Below are 16,065 nucleotides of genomic sequence, written 5' to 3' on the forward strand. Positions count from 1 at the left end.
GGCGAAGCGGCGGAACATCAATGTCATCGAAACGTCATCGCTCTAACACATGCTCCGGCCGGTTTTGCGCATAAGTCGCAAATTGGGGCGAACTGGATGGACCGACTTCTGATGGACTCTGCGCAAGCTGTTGAAACTAAAGAAAAAGCCCCAGAGACCGAAAGCCTGCCGGCGATCGCATCGAGTCCCGAGCGATTCATCAACCGCGAGCTTTCCTGGCTGCATTTCAACCGCCGCGTCCTGGAGGAATCGGTCAATCCCAGCCATCCCATGCTGGAGCGGGTGCGATTCCTGTCGATTTCCGCAAATAACCTCGACGAGTTCTTCATGGTTCGCGTCGCCGGAATCAAGGCGCAGGTGCGCGAGGGCATTGCCGAACGCAGCCCCGACGGCCTGACGCCATCCGAGCAGCTCGCCCTGATCAACCGCACCGTCTCCGAACTCGCCTCCGACCAGCAGGCGATCTGGCGCGATTTGCGCGGCACTCTGGCCGATGTCGGCATCGTCCTGGTCGACGGCAAGGACGTCACCAAGGCGGAACGGACCTGGATCGAGGACTATTTCCTCAGCAACGTGTTCCCGCTGCTGACGCCGCTGGCGATCGACCCGGCCCACCCCTTCCCGTTCATCCCGAGCCTCGGCTTCACCATCGCGCTCCAGCTCACGCGCGCCGCCGACGGCAAGCAGATGAACGCGTTGATCCGCATGCCCGGCAAGATCGACCGCTTCATCCGCCTGCCGGCCGACGGCAAGGTGGTCCGGCTGATCTCGCTGGAGCAGGCGACCGCCCTGTTCATCAACCGCCTGTTCCCCGGCTACAATCTGCACGGCCAGGGCGCCTTCCGCATCATCCGCGACTCCGAGCTCGAAATCGAGGAAGAGGCCGAAGACCTCGTCCGCCTGTTCGAGACCGCGCTGAAGCGCCGCCGCCGCGGGTCGGTGATCCGGCTCGAGATCGATGCCAAGATGCCGGAGGAGCTGCGCAGCTTCGTGCAGCACGCGCTGTCGGCCGCCGACGACGAGGTGTTCCTGGTCGACGGCGTGCAGGCGATGAACGAGCTCTCGCAGCTCACGCGCCTCGACCGGCCCGACCTCGAATTCACCCCTTACGTGCCGCGCCATCCCGAGCGCGTGCGCGAGCATGGCGGCGACATCTTCGCCGCGATCCGGCAGAAGGACCTCGTGGTCCATCACCCCTACGAATCCTTCGACGTGGTGGTGCAGTTCCTGCAGCAGGCGACGCGCGACCCCGATGTCGTCGCGATCAAGCAGACGCTCTACCGCACCTCCAACAACTCGCCGATCGTGCGCGCGCTGGCGGAAGCCGCCGAGGCCGGCAAATCCGTCACCGCGCTGATCGAGCTGAAGGCGCGCTTCGACGAGGAAGCCAACATCCGCTGGGCGCGCGATCTCGAACGCGCCGGCGTGCAGGTCGTCTACGGCTTCCTCGAACTGAAGACGCACGCAAAACTCTCGATGGTGGTGCGTCGCGAGGGCGGCAGCCTCACGACTTACGTCCATACCGGCACCGGCAATTATCATCCGGTCACCGCGCGCATCTACACCGACCTCTCCTACTTCACCTCCGATCCGACCATCGGCCGCGATGCCGCGCGCGTGTTCAATTTCATCACCGGCTACGCCGCGCCGAGCGATCTGGAAAAAATGGCGGTGTCGCCGCTGACCTTGCGCAAGCGCATCATCGAGCACATCCAGGGCGAGACCGCGCATGCGCGCCACGGCCGCCACGGCGCGGTCTGGATGAAGATGAATGCGCTGGTCGACCCCGACATCATCGACGCGCTCTACGAGGCCTCCCAGGCCGGCGTGCAGGTCGAGCTCGTGGTGCGCGGTATCTGTTGCCTGCGCCCCGGCATTCCCGGCCTGTCCGAGAACATCCGCGTCAAATCGATCATCGGACGCTTCCTGGAACACGGCCGAATCTACTGCTTCGGCATGGGCCAGGGTCTGCCGAGTGCCAAAGCGGCTGTGTATATCTCCTCCGCCGACATGATGCCGCGCAACCTCGACCGCCGCGTCGAGGTGCTGTGTCCGCTGCAGAATCCCACGGTGCATCAGCAGGTTCTCGAACAGATCATGGTCGCGAATCTCAAGGACAATGAGCAGAGCTGGCAATTGTTGCCGGACGGGTCCTCAACGCGTATGAAGACCGCGAAGGGCGAAGAGCCTTTCAACGTCCACAACTACTTCATGACAAATCCGAGTCTGTCTGGCCGTGGAAAGTCGCTCAAGGAATCCTCGCCGCGTCGTCTTACGCGCCGGAACGAACGCCATCAATCCTGATCGGGGATGTTCGGCGTGAAGCGGCCGCGCAAGCGCGGCTCGAGCGTCGCGGTCATCGATATCGGTTCCAACTCGGTCCGTCTCGTCGTCTACGAGGGGCTGACGCGGAGCCTCATTCCGATCTTCAACGAGAAGACGCTGTGCGGCCTCGGACGCGAGGTGCAGAGCACCGGCCTGCTCGCGCCCGACGCCGTCGACAAGGCGTTGACCTCGTTGAGGCGCTTTCGCGCGTTGTGCCGCGTGATGCAGGTCGGGCGCGTGTTCGCGATCGCGACCGCGGCCTGCCGCGACGCCTCCAACGGCCCCGACTTCATCGCGAAGGCCGAGCGCATTTGCGCGGTGAAGATCGAGATCCTATCGGGTCCGCGCGAGGCGCGGCTGTCGGCGCTCGGCGTAATCTCGGGCATCCATCATCCCGACGGCATCGTCGGCGATCTCGGCGGCGGCTCGCTCGAACTGATCGACGTGCGCAGGAACAGCGTGCGTAGCGGCGTGACGCTGCCGCTCGGCGGGCTCGCGCTCCAGGACCTCGCGCACAAATCGCTCAAGCGCGCCGACCGCATCGTGCGCGAGGCGATCGACGAGGTGCCACAGCTCACCGCGGGCCGCGGCCGCACTTTCTATGCGGTCGGCGGCACCTGGCGTGCGCTGGCGCGCATCCACATCATCCAGAGCGGCTATCCGCTCCAGGTGATGCACGGCTATTCCCTGACCGCGGCTGAAGCGCTCGACTTTTCGCGCCGTCTGCGTCGGCTTGCGGCAGCGGACATGCTCGCCGACATCGAGATCGTCGCCGATGCGCGGCGACCGCTCCTCACCTATGCGGCGTTGGTGCTCGAGCACATCATCCGGGTGGCAAAGCCGAAGACGATCGTGTTCTCGACCTTCGGCGTGCGCGAGGGCCTGCTGCACGAGAAGCTGTCGGAGCCGGAACGCAACAAGGACGGCCTGATCTGCGCCGCGGAAGAGCTGAACCAGCTGCTGTCGCGCTCGGCCAAGCACGCCCACGAGCTGATCGCCTGGACCGACCGCCTCGCGCGCGTGGTGAAGCTGCGCGAGACCGAGGAGGACCGCCGCTTGCGCCACACCGCGTGCCTGCTGTCCGATATCGGCTGGCGCGTGCATCCCGATCACCGCGGCGAGCAGACGCTGAGCCTTGTCGTCAACGGCAATTTCGGCGCGATCACCCACACCGAGCGCGCCTTCGTCGGCCTGTCGGTGTTCTATCGCTATGCGGGCCTGAGCGAGGAAAACCAGCCGCCGGTTACCATGCAGGAGCTGCTGACGCCGGCGCAGCTCGAGCGCGCGCGCCTCTTGGGCGCTGCGTTCCGCGTCGCGCATCTGATCTCGGCGGCGCGCCCTGGCGTGCTGCCGGCCACGCATTTCCGCAGCCAGGGCCGCAAGCTGATGCTGGTGTTCGAGCATCGCCTCGGCGACCTCGTCGCCGACCGCGTCGGCAGCCGCTTCCGCGCACTCGCCCGCCTGGTCAGCCGCGCCGGCTCGATCGTGCGGCGCTAACGCATGATCCGGAAAAGTGCGTAGCGGTTCTCCGAAAAGATCATGCTCTAACAATAAACTAAAGCGCAACGAGACAGGTGCAAGCGACAGGCATCTGCAGCGACATCTACTTCTACTTCGCGACGAATCGGCTGCCATTCCAGCGCAGCTTCCGGCTGGTTCCGTTGCGGTCGAGGAGCTCGACGAAGGCCTGGTTGTTGACGGATGATAGTCGGATGTCATAGGTGCGCACCGTGAGCACGCGGCGGTATCGGCCGGCCGTCGCGACATACACTTCGTGAAGGCATCCCGCGGAATTGCAAAGAACGGCTCTGCTGCGGCATTGAAAATCGTCGAAGTGAAGGGCCACGAACTCGGCGCGTGGCACGGTCAGATAGAGCGCAAAATGTTGGGCGGCCGCTATCGAGCCCCCGCACGTAGCGTTCCATTTCTGCACGTCTGCGCGGATTTCGTCCGGGAGCATGTCAATGTGCGCGGGGCTCCAAGGATCCTGCGCCGTTCCACTGTGGGAAAGCGCGGGCTGCACGAGAGCAAGCGCCGCAATAACACTGCCCAGCAGTGTGCACAAGAGTCTGCTCAATTTCACGACTTTGCTCCTGCGTAGTTCAGAACAGCCTTGGCTGTTGCGCCCCGCGATAAGCAAACCACCCGGAGCCCACCTCGGCCCACAGCCGGATCGATGCCATCTCCGGCGCGCCTCGTGCAAAAATATCCTGCGCAGGCCAAGCGCGCTTGATGCACATCAACCCACCACCGTCGCGCCGGCGTTAGCGAGATACAAATGCTGCGCTCCGGACGACTTCCGCCATGCAACTGCCCTATGGGATTTTCCGTCTGAGCCCCGCTCGGAGCGCGACTGCCCGTGCTCTCCTAGCGCTTGTATTGAGTCTTTGGCCCTCCGCGCCGAATGCACAGGACGAGGTGAAGCTCAGCGATGCGCAGGCGCGCAATCTCGGCGTCCGCGTCACCCATCCTGTCGCGAGCGGGACCGATCTGACGCTGCCCTATCCCGTCCAGATCGTCATCCCGACGCAGCAATTGTGGGTCGTCAGCGCGCCGGTGGCCGGCATGGTCGCCAATCTCCTGGTCGGGCGCGGTGACCGCGCCATGGCCGGCCAGCCGCTGGTCACACTGGAGAGTCCGAGCTTCGTCTCCCAGCAACGCGACTATCTGCACGCGATCGCGCAGGAGCACCTCGCCAGCCAGCAGCTCAATCGCAACGTGGATCTGTTCGAAGGCAAGGCCGTGCCGCAACGCGTGCTCGAAGCCAGCCAGGCCGAAGCGCGCCAGGCCGCCCTCGTCGTCGCCGAACGGCGTCAGATGCTGCATCTGAGCGGGATGTCCGACGATGCAATCTCCCGGCTGGCCCAGCAAGCGGCGATCAGCGGGACGCTCACGGTCAATGCCCCGCAAGCCGCGTCCGTGGTCGAGCTCGCGGTGTCACCAGGGCAGCGGCTCGAACAATCCGCACCGCTTGTCAAGTTGGCGCGGCTCTCGCCGCTATGGGCGGAAATCGCGGTCCCTGCCGCCAATATTCGAGCGATCCGTACCGGCGCGAAAGTCGAGATCGAGGGCTATTCCACCCCGGGCAAGGTCGTGTTGGTCTCAGAGACCATCGATCCTGCCACCCAGACCATTCTGGTTCGCGCGGAAGTCCCCAACGACGGCGAGCTGCATCCCGGCCAGACCACCGCGGCCCGCATCGGATTTCTCTCGACCGGCGAAAGCGCCTGGGAGATCCCTTACAGTGGGCTGGTCCGGCGGGGCGAGCAAACGTCGGTCTTCGTCGCCTTTGACGGCGGCTTCCGGCTGGTGCCGGTCAAGCTGCTTGCGGAAGATCAGGACCATGTGGTCGTAGCGGGCGCCGTCTCGGATCGGGATGAGATCGCGATCGGCGGCATTTCGGCGCTTCGCGGCATCCTCTCCGGACTGGGGCAGTAAATGCTCCGGCGCCTGGTTGCGTTTGCACTGTCGCAGCGACTGTTCGTCATGCTCGGCGTGCTGCTGGTGATCGGCGCCGGCGCTGTCCTCCTGCCCGGCTTACCGATGGATGCCTTTCCTGACGTTTCGCCGGTTCAGGTCAAGGTCATCATGAAGGCGGCGGGCCTCACTCCCGAAGAGGTCGAGCAGCGCATCACCGTTCCCGTCGAGCTCGAACTGCTCGGATTGCCGAACAAGAAGGTGCTTCGTTCGACCACGAAATACGCGCTGGCAGACATCACCGTCGATTTCGAGGACGGCACCGACATCTACTGGGCGCGCAACCAGGTCTCGGAGCGGCTGTCGAACATCTCGCGCGATTTCCCCGACGGGGTGAGCGACGGTCTGGCGCCGATCACGAGCCCTCTCGGCGAGATGTTCATGTTCACGATCGACAGTCCCGAGCTGTCGCTCGCGGAACGCCGCACCCTGCTTGATTGGGTGATCCGCCCGGCCTTGCGGACCGTCCCCGGCGTTGCGGACGTCAATGCGCTCGGCGGCTATGTCCGCGCCTTCGAGATCGTGCCGCGCAACGATGCGCTGGCCGCGCGCGGCATCACCTACGATGTGTTTCGCCGGGCCATCGAAGCCAACAGCCGCAACGACGGCGCCGGGCGGGTGAACCAAGGCGAGGACAGCGCCCTGGTCCGGATCGAAGGCAGCATCCGCTCGAGCGAGGACATCAAGGCGATCGTCGTCGACACCCGCGAGGGCGTGCCGATCCTGGTCAACGACGTCGCGAGCGTCAAAGTCGGGACGCTGACCCGCTATGGCGCCGTCACGGCGGACGGCCGCGGCGAAACCGTCGAGGGACTGGTCCTCGGCTTGCGCGGCGCCAACGCGGGTCAGCTCATCCGTGACGTGCGTGCTCGGCTCGCGGAACTGCAACCCTCGCTGCCGAAGAGCGTGTCGATCAACGTGTTCTATGACCGCAGCCGCCTGGTCAACCGCGCCGTCGGCACCGTGGTGCGGGCCCTCGGCGAGGCCACCGCCCTCGTCATCGTCCTTCTGCTGCTCTTCCTCGGCAACTGGCGGGCCTCGCTGGTGATCGCTCTCAGCCTGCCGCTTGCCATCGTCATCGCCTTGATCGTCATGCGCGTGGTGGGAATGTCGGCCAACCTGATGAGCCTCGGCGGACTTGCGATCGCGATCGGCATGCTGATCGACGCGCTGGTGGTCGTGGTCGAGAACATCGTCGGGAACCTCGGCAAGCACGAGCCGGGCAAGGCCACTCCGCTGATCCACCTGATCTACCGGTCGGTCTGCGAAGTTCTGGAACCGGTCGCCTCGGGCGTGCTCATCATCATCATCGTGTTCGTCCCCCTGCTGACGCTGCAGGGGTTGGAGGGGAAGCTGTTCATCCCCGTCGCGCTGGCCATCATTTTCGCGCTGGGCGGGTCGCTGCTTCTGGCGCTCACAGTGATCCCGGTCGCGACCTCCTTCGTGCTCAAATCTGCATCGCATCGCGATCCCGTGCTGGTACGCGCGGCCCAACGGGTCTACGCGCCGGCATTGACCTGGGCGCTCAACAACGAGCGCAAGGTGATGACTGTGGCACTGATCGGCCTCGTCGCGGCGGGCTTCGCCTATACCAAGCTCGGCAAGACCTTCATGCCGACCATGGACGAAGGCGACGTCATCGTCAGCGTGGAGACGCTTCCGTCCGTCAACCTCGACGAGTCGCTAGCGATGAATGCAAGGCTGCAGACCGCGCTTCTGGCCGTGCCTGATATTGCCGGCATCGTCGCGCGAACCGGGTCCGACGAGCTCGGCCTCGACCCCATGGGCCCCAACCAGACCGACACGTTCCTCGTGCTCAAGCCGGCCGCCGAGCGCGCGACCGACAATCGCGAGGCCCTGCTGCAGAAGCTTCGCGAGGTCCTCACCGGCTTCCCCGGCATTTCGCTCAGCTTCACCCAGCCCATCGACATGCGTGTGCAGGAGATGATCAGCGGCGTGCGCGGTGACGTCGCCGTCAAGATCTTCGGCCCCGACATCGCCAAGCTGAACGAAACCGCGGCAAAGCTGTCGGCGATCCTGTCCAGCATCGACGGTGCCGAGGATGTCTACACCACGCTGAACGAAGGCGCTCAATATTACACGGTTGCGGTCAACCGCATGGAGGCCGGCCGCCTCGGCCTGACGGTGGATTCCATCGTCAACTCGCTGCGGACGCAGATCGAGGGCCGGACCATCGGGACCGCGCTCGAGGACGGACGCCGCACGCCGATCCTCATCCGGGGCAGCGAGACGACGCGGGAAGCGCCGACGCTGCTGGCGAGCCTGCCGCTCACGCTCGCCTCCGGACGGCACGTCGCGCTGTCGCAGGTCGCCCGCATCCAGCGCGTGGACGGCCCGGTGAAGATCGACCGCGAGGACGGCGCCCGCATGAGTGTGGTGCGCGCCAACGTCCGCGGTCGCGACATGGTCGGCTTCGTCGAAGCGGCCCGCCAGAAGGTCGCGACCGAACTCCCGCTGCCCAGCGGTTACCGGCTGACCTGGGGCGGGCAGTTCGAGAACCAGCAACGCGCCGCCGCGCGCCTATCCGTCGTGGTCCCCGTCGCGATCGGCCTGATCTTCGTGCTGCTCTTCACAACATTCGGTGCCATCCGCCAGGCCCTGCTGGTGCTCGTCAACATTCCCTTCGCCCTGATCGGGGGCGTCTTCGCCCTGGTCGTGACGGGCGAGTACCTGTCGGTGCCGGCTTCGGTCGGATTCATCGCGCTGCTCGGCATCGCCGTGCTCAACGGCGTCGTGCTGGTCTCCTACTTCAATCAACTCCGCGCCCACGGCCTTCCCGAGGATCGCATCGTCGTCGAAGGCGCCATGCGCAGGCTTCGCCCCGTGCTGATGACCGCGAGCATCACGGCGCTCGGCTTGATCCCGCTGCTGTTCGCCACCGGCCCGGGATCCGAGGTGCAGCGACCGCTCGCAATCGTCGTAATTGGAGGACTGCTGTCCTCCACCCTGCTCACCCTGATTCTCCTGCCGATCCTGTATCGCCGCTATGGCGGATCATCGAAGGTGGCCAAATGATCGAGCAGCCGGTCTGTCTGACGCTGATTGTGCCGCATCTCCTGCGCGAGGAGGTGCTCGACTATCTCGCTGAGCAGACCGACCTGGTTTCGGGATTCACGGCATCGCACGGAGCCGGTCACGGCACTGAGATCCGTTTGCATACGGCCGCCGAACGCGTGAAAGGCCACGCCGATCAGGCCGTCGTGCAAGTGGTTCTGTCGAGCAGTGATGCCGGCCGCTTGCTCGACCGTCTGCGGGTTTCGTTCGCCGGAACCAAGCTGGTCTTCTGGACGATACCCGTGACGGAACTCGGCACGATCGACTGAGCGAGCCTACTCCGCCGACGCCCGGGCGTGGCGCTCGGACGATTCCAGCGCCGCTGCGGTCAGCTTGCGGCGGCGCCAGATGGTGCCGACCACCAGCACGACGATGACGCCGAGCGCGGCGCAGAAATATTCGCCGCCGGCTCCGCCATGGCCGAATTGCGGCGGGATGCGCAAGGCACCGAGCATGCTGTCGAGAGAGGCACCGAACGGACCGTCGAACAGCGTGTGCAGCTTCGGCGCGACACCGGGATCGGTCGCCATCACCTCGCCCGCGATCCAGCCGAGCAGCGCAGCACCGGCCCAGACCAGCACCGGCAGCTTTTCGAGCAGCGCCATGATCAGCGCCGCACCGGCGACGATCAGCGGCACGCTGATGGCAAGGCCGAGGATCAGGAGCGGCACGCTGCCATTGGCGGCGGCTGCGACCGCAATGACGTTGTCGAGCGACATGACGATGTCGGCGACCACGACGATCTGGATGGCCTGCCACAGATGCGAGGCCGCGTCGACGTCGTCGTCCTCGTCATGCTCCGGCACGAGGAGCTTGGCCGCGATCACGATCAGGGCGAGACCGCCGATCAGCTTGAGATAGGGCAACTCCATCAGTGTCGCGACGATGCCGGTGAAGATGATCCGCAGCATCACGGCTGCGCCGGCACCGAAGATCATGCCCCACAGCCGGTGTCGCGGCGAGAGGCCGCGGCACGCCAGCGCGATCACCAGCGCGTTGTCGCCGGACAGAAGGATGTTGATCCAGATGATCTTGCCGACCGCAATCCAGAAGGTCGGTTCGGCCATCTCGTTGCGAAACTGGGTGAAGAATGCCCCGATCGTCGCGGGATCGAAGATCTGCCAGAGCCAGCTCACAATAGGTCCCCTCGCCCAGTCTCTAAATTACGGCCGGCTTATCAGCCGACGATCTCGTTGCCCGAGAAGAACTGCGCGATCTCGATCGCGGCGGTCTCCGGCGCATCCGAGCCGTGTGCGGAATTCTCGCCGATCGACTTGGCGTAGAGCTTGCGGATGGTGCCGTCGGCGGCCTTGGACGGATCGGTCGCGCCCATCGCGTCGCGGTACTTGGCGATGGCGTTCTCGGCTTCCAGCACCTGGACGACGACCGGGCCCGAGGTCATGAACTCGACGAGCTCGCCGAAGAACGGCCGCGCCTTGTGGACGGCATAGAAGGTCTCGGCCTGTTCCTTGGTCATGCGGATGCGCTTCTGCGCGACGATGCGCAGGCCCGCCTTTTCGATCACGGCGTTGACGGCGCCGGTCAGGTTACGCGCGGTCGCGTCGGGCTTGATGATCGAGAAAGTGCGTTCGATGGCCATAATCTTGTCCTTGGAAGAAAAGCGGTGGTTGTCGAGTTGCGGGGCTTATATCGGCGCCTTTGCCATCCGGCAAGCGACCGCCGGTATGACGTCACAGACGCTTCGCCGCAGGACCGGACCCCTGCAGTTTCAATCTGGATTACGACAATTTCACCCAGATGAACCCAATCTGAAGCCCCTGTCAGGATTCGGTTCAGCCTCGCCGGCGTAGGGTTGGCCCCATCGAAACCGAGCCCGATCACAGGGCGGACCGTTTCGGCGGCCTTTCCATCGACGCGGATGCCCCCGCGCCGGCAGTTTTGAGGAGATCACCATGTTGAGGAAACTTTCGCTTGCCGCTGTCGCTGCGGTTGCGCTGGGTGCCGCGCTGGCGCCGACCTCGGCTTCCGCCCACTGGCACGGTGGCGGCCCGGGCTGGCACGGCGGCGGCGGAGGCTGGCACCGCGGCCACGGCTGGGGCGGACCGCGCTTCTATGCCCCCGTCTCCTACGGTTATGGCGGCTGCTATGTGCGCCGGCTGGTCCCGACCCCCTGGGGACCCCGCTGGCGGATGATCAACCGCTGCTACTGAGCCCGACAGCACCTTAAACTTAAAGGCTACCGCCCCCCACGGTTGCCTTCCAAGAGAAGCCCCGGCGATCCCCCCGCCGCGGCTTCGCATTTTGGGCGGATATTGCGGGATTCATACAATTTTGACGAGAATGCCGGCATTCCCCCAAAAACCGCGAAACCATTTTGGGGGCCAATGACTTGGTACCGTGTCCTTACTTTGAGCACACGGAACCTGCGCGATGGCTGGCCTTTTTGCCAATGACAGCGAACAGATCGATCGGCGGACCAGCCGCTCGATTTGCGATGCGGTGGGCGAACGGCTTCAGCAGAGCCTGCGTCCCGAACCTCAACTCCCGACCCACCTCGAGCAGCTCATGAACGAGCTGAGGCAGCGCGACCGCGACTCGCATTGAGCGGCTAAGAAAAACGGGTTGCGTTCGACGCGCCTTGCGGTGACAACGCCGCATGCTTGTCATCACCGACCTCTCCCTCCGCCTCGCCGGACGCCTTCTGATTGACCAGAGTTCCGTGCAGATCACGCCGGGATCGCGCGTCGGCCTGGTCGGACGCAACGGCACCGGCAAGTCGACGCTGTTCAAGGTGATCCGCGGTGAGCTCGCGGCCGAGCACGGCTCGGTGACCCTGCCGCCACGCTGGAGCGTCGGCAGCCTCGCCCAGGAAGCCCCGAACGGACCCGACAGCCTGATCTCCGTCGTGCTCAAGGCCGATCTCGAACGTGACGCGCTGCTCGCCGAAGCCGAGAGCGCGACCGACCCGCACCGGATCGCCGAGATCCAGACCCGGCTGGTCGACATCGACGCGCATTCGGCGCCGAGCCGCGCCGCCGCGATCCTCTCCGGCCTCGGCTTCTCCGCCGCCGATCAGCTCCGCCCCTGCGCCGAGTTCTCCGGCGGCTGGCGCATGCGCGTCGCGCTCGCCGCGACGCTGTTCGCAGCCCCCGATTTGTTGCTGCTCGACGAGCCCACCAACTATCTCGACCTCGAGGGAACGTTGTGGCTGGAGGATCATCTCGCGCATTATCCGCGCACGGTGATCGTGATCAGCCACGACCGCGACCTCCTCGAAAGCTCGGTCGACCAGATCCTGCATCTGGAGCGCGGCAAGCTCACGCTCTACAAAGGCACCTATTCCTCGTTCGAGGAGCAGCGCGCCGCGCGCGAGCTGCTCGATGCCAAGCAGGTCAAGCGCCAGGAAGCCGAGCGCGCCCGGCTGCAGGCTTTCGTCGATCGCTTCAAGGCCAAGGCTTCGAAAGCCCGCCAGGCACAGTCTCGCGTGAAAATGCTGGAGCGGCTGAAGCCGATCACCGCGCTGGTCACCGAGGACGTGCGCGAAATCAGCTTTCCGGCGCCGGAGAAGATCCTGTCCCCGCCGATCATCGCGGTCGACAACGCTTCCGTCGGCTACGATCCCGCGGCGCCCGTGCTCGGCCGCGTCACGCTGCGCATCGACAATGACGATCGCATCGCGCTGCTGGGCGCCAACGGCAACGGCAAGTCGACGCTGGTCAAGCTGCTCGCCGGAAGGCTCGCGCCGTTCTCCGGCAAGGTGACGCGCGCGGACAAGCTCTCGATCGCCTATTTCGCGCAGCATCAGCTCGACGAGCTGAACGAGGACGCCTCCGCCTATGACCACGTCCGCAAGCTGATGGGCGATGCGCCCGAAGCCAAGGTGCGCGCCCGCGCCGGCGCGATCGGTTTTTCGGGCAAGGCGGCCGACACCAAGGCCGGCAAATTGTCGGGCGGCGAGAAGGCGCGGCTGCTGCTGGGCCTTGCGACCTTCTTCGGCCCCAACATGATCATCCTGGACGAGCCGACCAACCATCTCGATATCGACAGCCGTGCCGCGCTGGCCGAAGCCATCAACGAATTCCCCGGCGCCGTCATCATGGTCTCGCACGACCGCTATCTGATCGAGGCCTGCGCAGACCGGCTTTGGATCGTCGCCGACCGCACCGTCACCAATTACGACGGCGACCTCGACGAATATCGCCGCCTGGTGCTGTCCACGCGCAACGCCGAGCCCGCGCCGCGCGAGCGCAGTGTCGCGAGCGAGAAACCGCAGCGCGCGCGGCCCGACAATCGCGGCTCGCTGAAGAAACGCATCACCGAAGCCGAAGCCGAGATCGCCCGCGTCAGCGACATCATCACCAAGATCGACACGGCCCTCGCCTTGCCCGACATTTTTACGCGCGATCCCAAGCAGGCCGCACAGCTGTCAAAGGCGCGCGCCAATGCCGCCGATGCGCTGGCGCGCGCGGAGGAGCAGTGGCTCGAGGCGAGCACGCAGTTCGACGAGGCTGCGGGCTGAATCCAAATCTGGGAAAACAACCCCATGCACAGTAGCGGTAATAAATCACCCTGCATCAAGTAGCTGGCCAAGCTACTCTTCATGGGATTGTCCGCTCAGTCCGCGAACTGCCCGGCCGCCTTGATGATCGGAGCCCAGCGGTCGACTTCGCTCGTCAGCATCGCGCCGAGCGCCTCGGGCGTCGCCTTGTCTTGCGGCACCGGCTCGGTGTTGATGTCGTTGAATCGGGCGATCAGCGCCGGATCCTTGAGCGCCGTCTGCAGCGCGGCCGTCAGCTTCTGCACGACCGCGGGCGGAGTGCCCTTGGGAGCATAGAGGCCGTGCCAGACGCCGAGCTCGAACCCCTTGAGGCCCGCCTCATCGGCCGTCGGCAGATCGGGCAGACTCTTCAGCCGCTCCTTGGTGGTGATCGCATAGGCCTTGACCTGCTTGGCCGTGATCGGCCCGGTGGTGTTGGTCGCCTGGTCGCAGGTGAGATCGATCTGCTTGCCGAGCAGATCGTTCATGATCGGGCCGTTGCCCTTATAGGGCACCGTGGTGAGCTGCTTCTGGATCGCGGTCATGAACAGCATGCCGCAGAGATGCGATGCCGCACCTAACCCGGCATTGGCGTAGGTCAGCTTGTCGCCCTGCTGCTGGGCGTAGGCGACCAGCTCCTTGAGCGTGTTGGCCGGAAAATCCGGACGCGCAATGATCGTCATCGGCGCGTTGGTCACGAGGCCGATCGGCGCAAACGCCGTCTTCGTGTCATAGCTGAGATTGCGGTACAGCGTCGCTGCGGTCGAGATGCCGACGTGATGGATCAGCAGCGTGTAGCCGTCGGGCTGGGCGCGCGCGGCGCGGGTCGTGCCGATGGTGCCGCCGGCGCCGGTCGCGTTCTCGACAACGATTTGCTGTCCCAGCGACTTCCCCATGCCTGCGGCCGTCAGGCGCGCGATGGTGTCGGTCGGCCCGCCCGCCGCGAATGGAACCAGCATGGTGATGGGCCTCGTCGGATAATCCTGGGCAACGGCCGCGCCAAGCGGCAGAAGCAGAGCCGATACGAGGGCAATCGAGAACCGCATAGTCTCCTCCAGATTTTTATGGCTCCATATGAGCGCATTCCTGGCCGCAAGACCATCAGGAAAGCGGCTCATCAGGAGCGTGCTGCAATTGTTCGGCCGCAGCTGCGTTCCGGGAACATGTCGCTAAGAGCTGCCGTCAATTCCGCCCGCTCGCCCTGCGCTAGGTCTGGCTCTCTGTCTCGTTCTCGAGCTTCGTCCGCAGGGCCGCGACAATGCGATGAACGGTTTGCAGATCCTTGACCAGAAGCCCCTCCGAAAGGCCGTTGACCCACGGCGCCTGCAAAGCCATGGCGGCTTCGAAAGCATGCCGTCCCTTGTCGGTCAGAACGACAAGCTGCGCTCGGCGGTGATGCGGGTTGGCCTCGAAAGCAACGAGGCCTTCCGCGTGCAGGTCATTGACGATCCGCTGCACGTTCTGGCGATTGGCCCCCAGATCGCGGGCAAGCCAAGCCACCGGCTGGGGGCGATCCGCGTGCACGATGGCGCCGAGAATCTGCCAGCGAGCGCTCGTGAGCCCGAGCCGGGCGACCAAGCGGTCCCCTGCGGTCAGGAGCAGGCTATTCAGCCGGAACAGGTCAAGCACGAGGTTCGACAGCGCATCACCGGCCGGCGTTCGCAAGGATTTCGGCATCCGTCACCATAAACTGTTATTGACATCATGATGTCAAATATCTAAGGTGTGTATAGTACCACATTGACACCATATTGCCATATCGAATGGAGCCTGCCATGGCGCACCTACGTCCTTTGGACCCTAACTTTCCCATCGAACGTCAGCTTGGCATCGACACCAGCCCTGCGGTGCTGGTGAATGTGTTCACGCTCGACAAGACCGACGAGCAGAGCTTCCTCCAGGTTTGGCAGGACGATGCAGCCTTCATGAAGCGGCAGCCGGGCTTCATTGCCACCCAGCTTCACCGCGCGATCGGCGATAGCCCGACATATCTGAACTATGCCGTCTGGGAATCGACGGCCCACTTCCGAGCTGCATTCACGCATCCTGAGTTCAGATCGAAGATCGCAGCCTATCCCTCATCTGCCGTCGCCTCTCCGCACCTGTTCGAAAAGGTCGCCGTGCCCGGCATCTGTGTGGCGTAGCGCGCTTCGAAACGGCAGGACCCCGATGACCAGGATCATCCACCCAGTCGCGGGCGCGGTCGCGCTGACGACGATTGCGACCTTCTGGCTCTCCACGGCTCTCACCGAGCTATTTGCGTCGCACGCGAGCATAGCCACGGTGAAAATGGCCATACCCTGGGGCTTCCTGTTGCTGGTTCCGGCGTTGGCGGTGACGGGAGGCTCAGGATTTTTCCTGGCAAAGGGACGACGTGGTGGCGTGATCGGCGCGAAGATCAAGCGCATGCCGTTCATCGCCGGCAACGGCATCCTGCTTCTCATTCCTGCCGCGTTGTTTCTTGCATTCAAGGCGAAGGCCGCGGAGTTCGACACCACGTTCTATGCGGTACAGACTCTCGAATTGTTGGCCGGCGCGATGAACATCGCTCTTCTCGGCCTCAATATGCGCGACGGCTTCAACATGAAGAGCCGGTTCCGCGTTCGCCAGCCCGATCGCTTGCCGGTGCTCTGACGGCGCGCGCGAACCCGGCTTTCGATCGGGTCCGCCACGCTCGCAGGCGGTCCCGC

15 protein-coding genes are annotated in these 16,065 nt (G+C 64.9%); 10 read left to right on the forward strand and 5 right to left on the reverse strand.

All coding sequences use genetic code 11. The annotated features are described in order from the left end of the window. Nucleotides 1-111: 111 nt before the first annotated feature. The gene (locus tag A3AS_RS0110410; protein ID WP_018317534.1) at nt 112-2,304 is read left to right on the forward strand and encodes an RNA degradosome polyphosphate kinase; all 2,193 of its coding nucleotides are present in this window, start codon (nt 112-114) and stop codon (nt 2,302-2,304) included. A 15-nt stretch (nt 2,305-2,319) separates the two neighbouring features. After that, on the forward strand, nt 2,320-3,822 hold the full coding sequence (ppx, locus tag A3AS_RS0110415) for an exopolyphosphatase (RefSeq protein ID WP_026201867.1): 1,503 nt from the start codon (nt 2,320-2,322) through the stop codon (nt 3,820-3,822). Nucleotides 3,823-3,934: 112 nt separating this feature from the next. Here ppx and A3AS_RS43380 read toward each other — a convergent pair whose 3' ends face one another. After that, nucleotides 3,935-4,408, reverse strand: coding sequence for a hypothetical protein (locus A3AS_RS43380; RefSeq protein ID WP_157644252.1), 474 nt, complete (start codon nt 4,406-4,408; stop codon nt 3,935-3,937). Nucleotides 4,409-4,629: 221 nt separating this feature from the next. Between A3AS_RS43380 and A3AS_RS0110425 the strand changes: the two genes are divergently transcribed. The 3 genes from A3AS_RS0110425 to A3AS_RS0110435 are packed head-to-tail and all read left to right on the forward strand — an operon-like array spanning nt 4,630 to nt 9,146. Beyond that, on the forward strand, nt 4,630-5,763 hold the full coding sequence (locus tag A3AS_RS0110425; protein ID WP_049814845.1) for an efflux RND transporter periplasmic adaptor subunit: 1,134 nt from the start codon (nt 4,630-4,632) through the stop codon (nt 5,761-5,763). Next, nucleotides 5,764-8,838, forward strand: coding sequence for an efflux RND transporter permease subunit (locus tag A3AS_RS0110430; protein ID WP_018317538.1), 3,075 nt, complete (start codon nt 5,764-5,766; stop codon nt 8,836-8,838). Next, nucleotides 8,835-9,146: a DUF3240 family protein gene (locus tag A3AS_RS0110435; RefSeq protein ID WP_018317539.1), complete on the forward strand. Its 312-nt coding sequence runs from the start codon at nt 8,835-8,837 to the stop codon at nt 9,144-9,146. The genes A3AS_RS0110430 and A3AS_RS0110435 overlap by 4 nt, the downstream gene beginning before the upstream one ends. Before the next feature lie 6 nt (nt 9,147-9,152). Here A3AS_RS0110435 and A3AS_RS0110440 read toward each other — a convergent pair whose 3' ends face one another. Both A3AS_RS0110440 and ndk read right to left on the reverse strand, forming a co-directional pair. Continuing rightward, nucleotides 9,153-10,013: a TerC family protein gene (locus A3AS_RS0110440; protein ID WP_018317540.1), complete on the reverse strand. Its 861-nt coding sequence runs from the start codon at nt 10,011-10,013 to the stop codon at nt 9,153-9,155. Nucleotides 10,014-10,054: 41 nt separating this feature from the next. After that, complete coding sequence (gene ndk, locus A3AS_RS0110445) at nt 10,055-10,477, reverse strand: nucleoside-diphosphate kinase (RefSeq protein ID WP_018317541.1); 423 nt, start codon at nt 10,475-10,477, stop codon at nt 10,055-10,057. 313 nt (nt 10,478-10,790) lie between these two features. Between ndk and A3AS_RS0110450 the strand changes: the two genes are divergently transcribed. From A3AS_RS0110450 to A3AS_RS0110460, 3 genes are all read left to right on the forward strand, one after another. After that, nucleotides 10,791-11,048, forward strand: coding sequence for a hypothetical protein (locus A3AS_RS0110450; protein ID WP_018317542.1), 258 nt, complete (start codon nt 10,791-10,793; stop codon nt 11,046-11,048). 220 nt (nt 11,049-11,268) lie between these two features. Beyond that, a complete protein-coding gene (locus A3AS_RS48250) occupies nt 11,269-11,442 on the forward strand; it encodes a hypothetical protein (RefSeq protein ID WP_018317543.1) in 174 nt (57 codons plus the stop codon). A gap of 52 nt (nt 11,443-11,494) precedes the next feature. Continuing rightward, nucleotides 11,495-13,357, forward strand: a complete 1,863-nt coding sequence (locus A3AS_RS0110460) for an ABC-F family ATP-binding cassette domain-containing protein (RefSeq protein ID WP_018317544.1) — start codon at nt 11,495-11,497, stop codon at nt 13,355-13,357. A 95-nt stretch (nt 13,358-13,452) separates the two neighbouring features. Here A3AS_RS0110460 and A3AS_RS0110465 read toward each other — a convergent pair whose 3' ends face one another. Then, nucleotides 13,453-14,421 carry a tripartite tricarboxylate transporter substrate-binding protein gene (locus A3AS_RS0110465; RefSeq protein WP_018317545.1) on the reverse strand — a complete coding sequence of 323 codons (969 nt, stop codon included), beginning with the start codon at nt 14,419-14,421 and terminating at the stop codon, nt 13,453-13,455. 160 nt (nt 14,422-14,581) lie between these two features. Then, nucleotides 14,582-15,052, reverse strand: coding sequence for a MarR family winged helix-turn-helix transcriptional regulator (locus A3AS_RS0110470; RefSeq protein WP_018317546.1), 471 nt, complete (start codon nt 15,050-15,052; stop codon nt 14,582-14,584). Nucleotides 15,053-15,150: 98 nt separating this feature from the next. On the opposite strand from A3AS_RS0110470, the gene A3AS_RS0110475 reads away from it, so the two are divergent. Beyond that, nucleotides 15,151-15,519, forward strand: a complete 369-nt coding sequence (locus A3AS_RS0110475) for an antibiotic biosynthesis monooxygenase (protein ID WP_026201869.1) — start codon at nt 15,151-15,153, stop codon at nt 15,517-15,519. Between the two features lie 25 nt (nt 15,520-15,544). Then, entirely contained in the window at nt 15,545-16,009 is a 465-nt protein-coding gene (locus A3AS_RS0110480; RefSeq protein ID WP_018317548.1) for a hypothetical protein, read from the forward strand. The last annotated feature ends 56 nt before the right edge of the window (nt 16,010-16,065 follow it).

Source organism: Bradyrhizobium sp. WSM2793, from assembly GCF_000379585.1.
GTDB lineage: Bacteria > Pseudomonadota > Alphaproteobacteria > Rhizobiales > Xanthobacteraceae > Bradyrhizobium.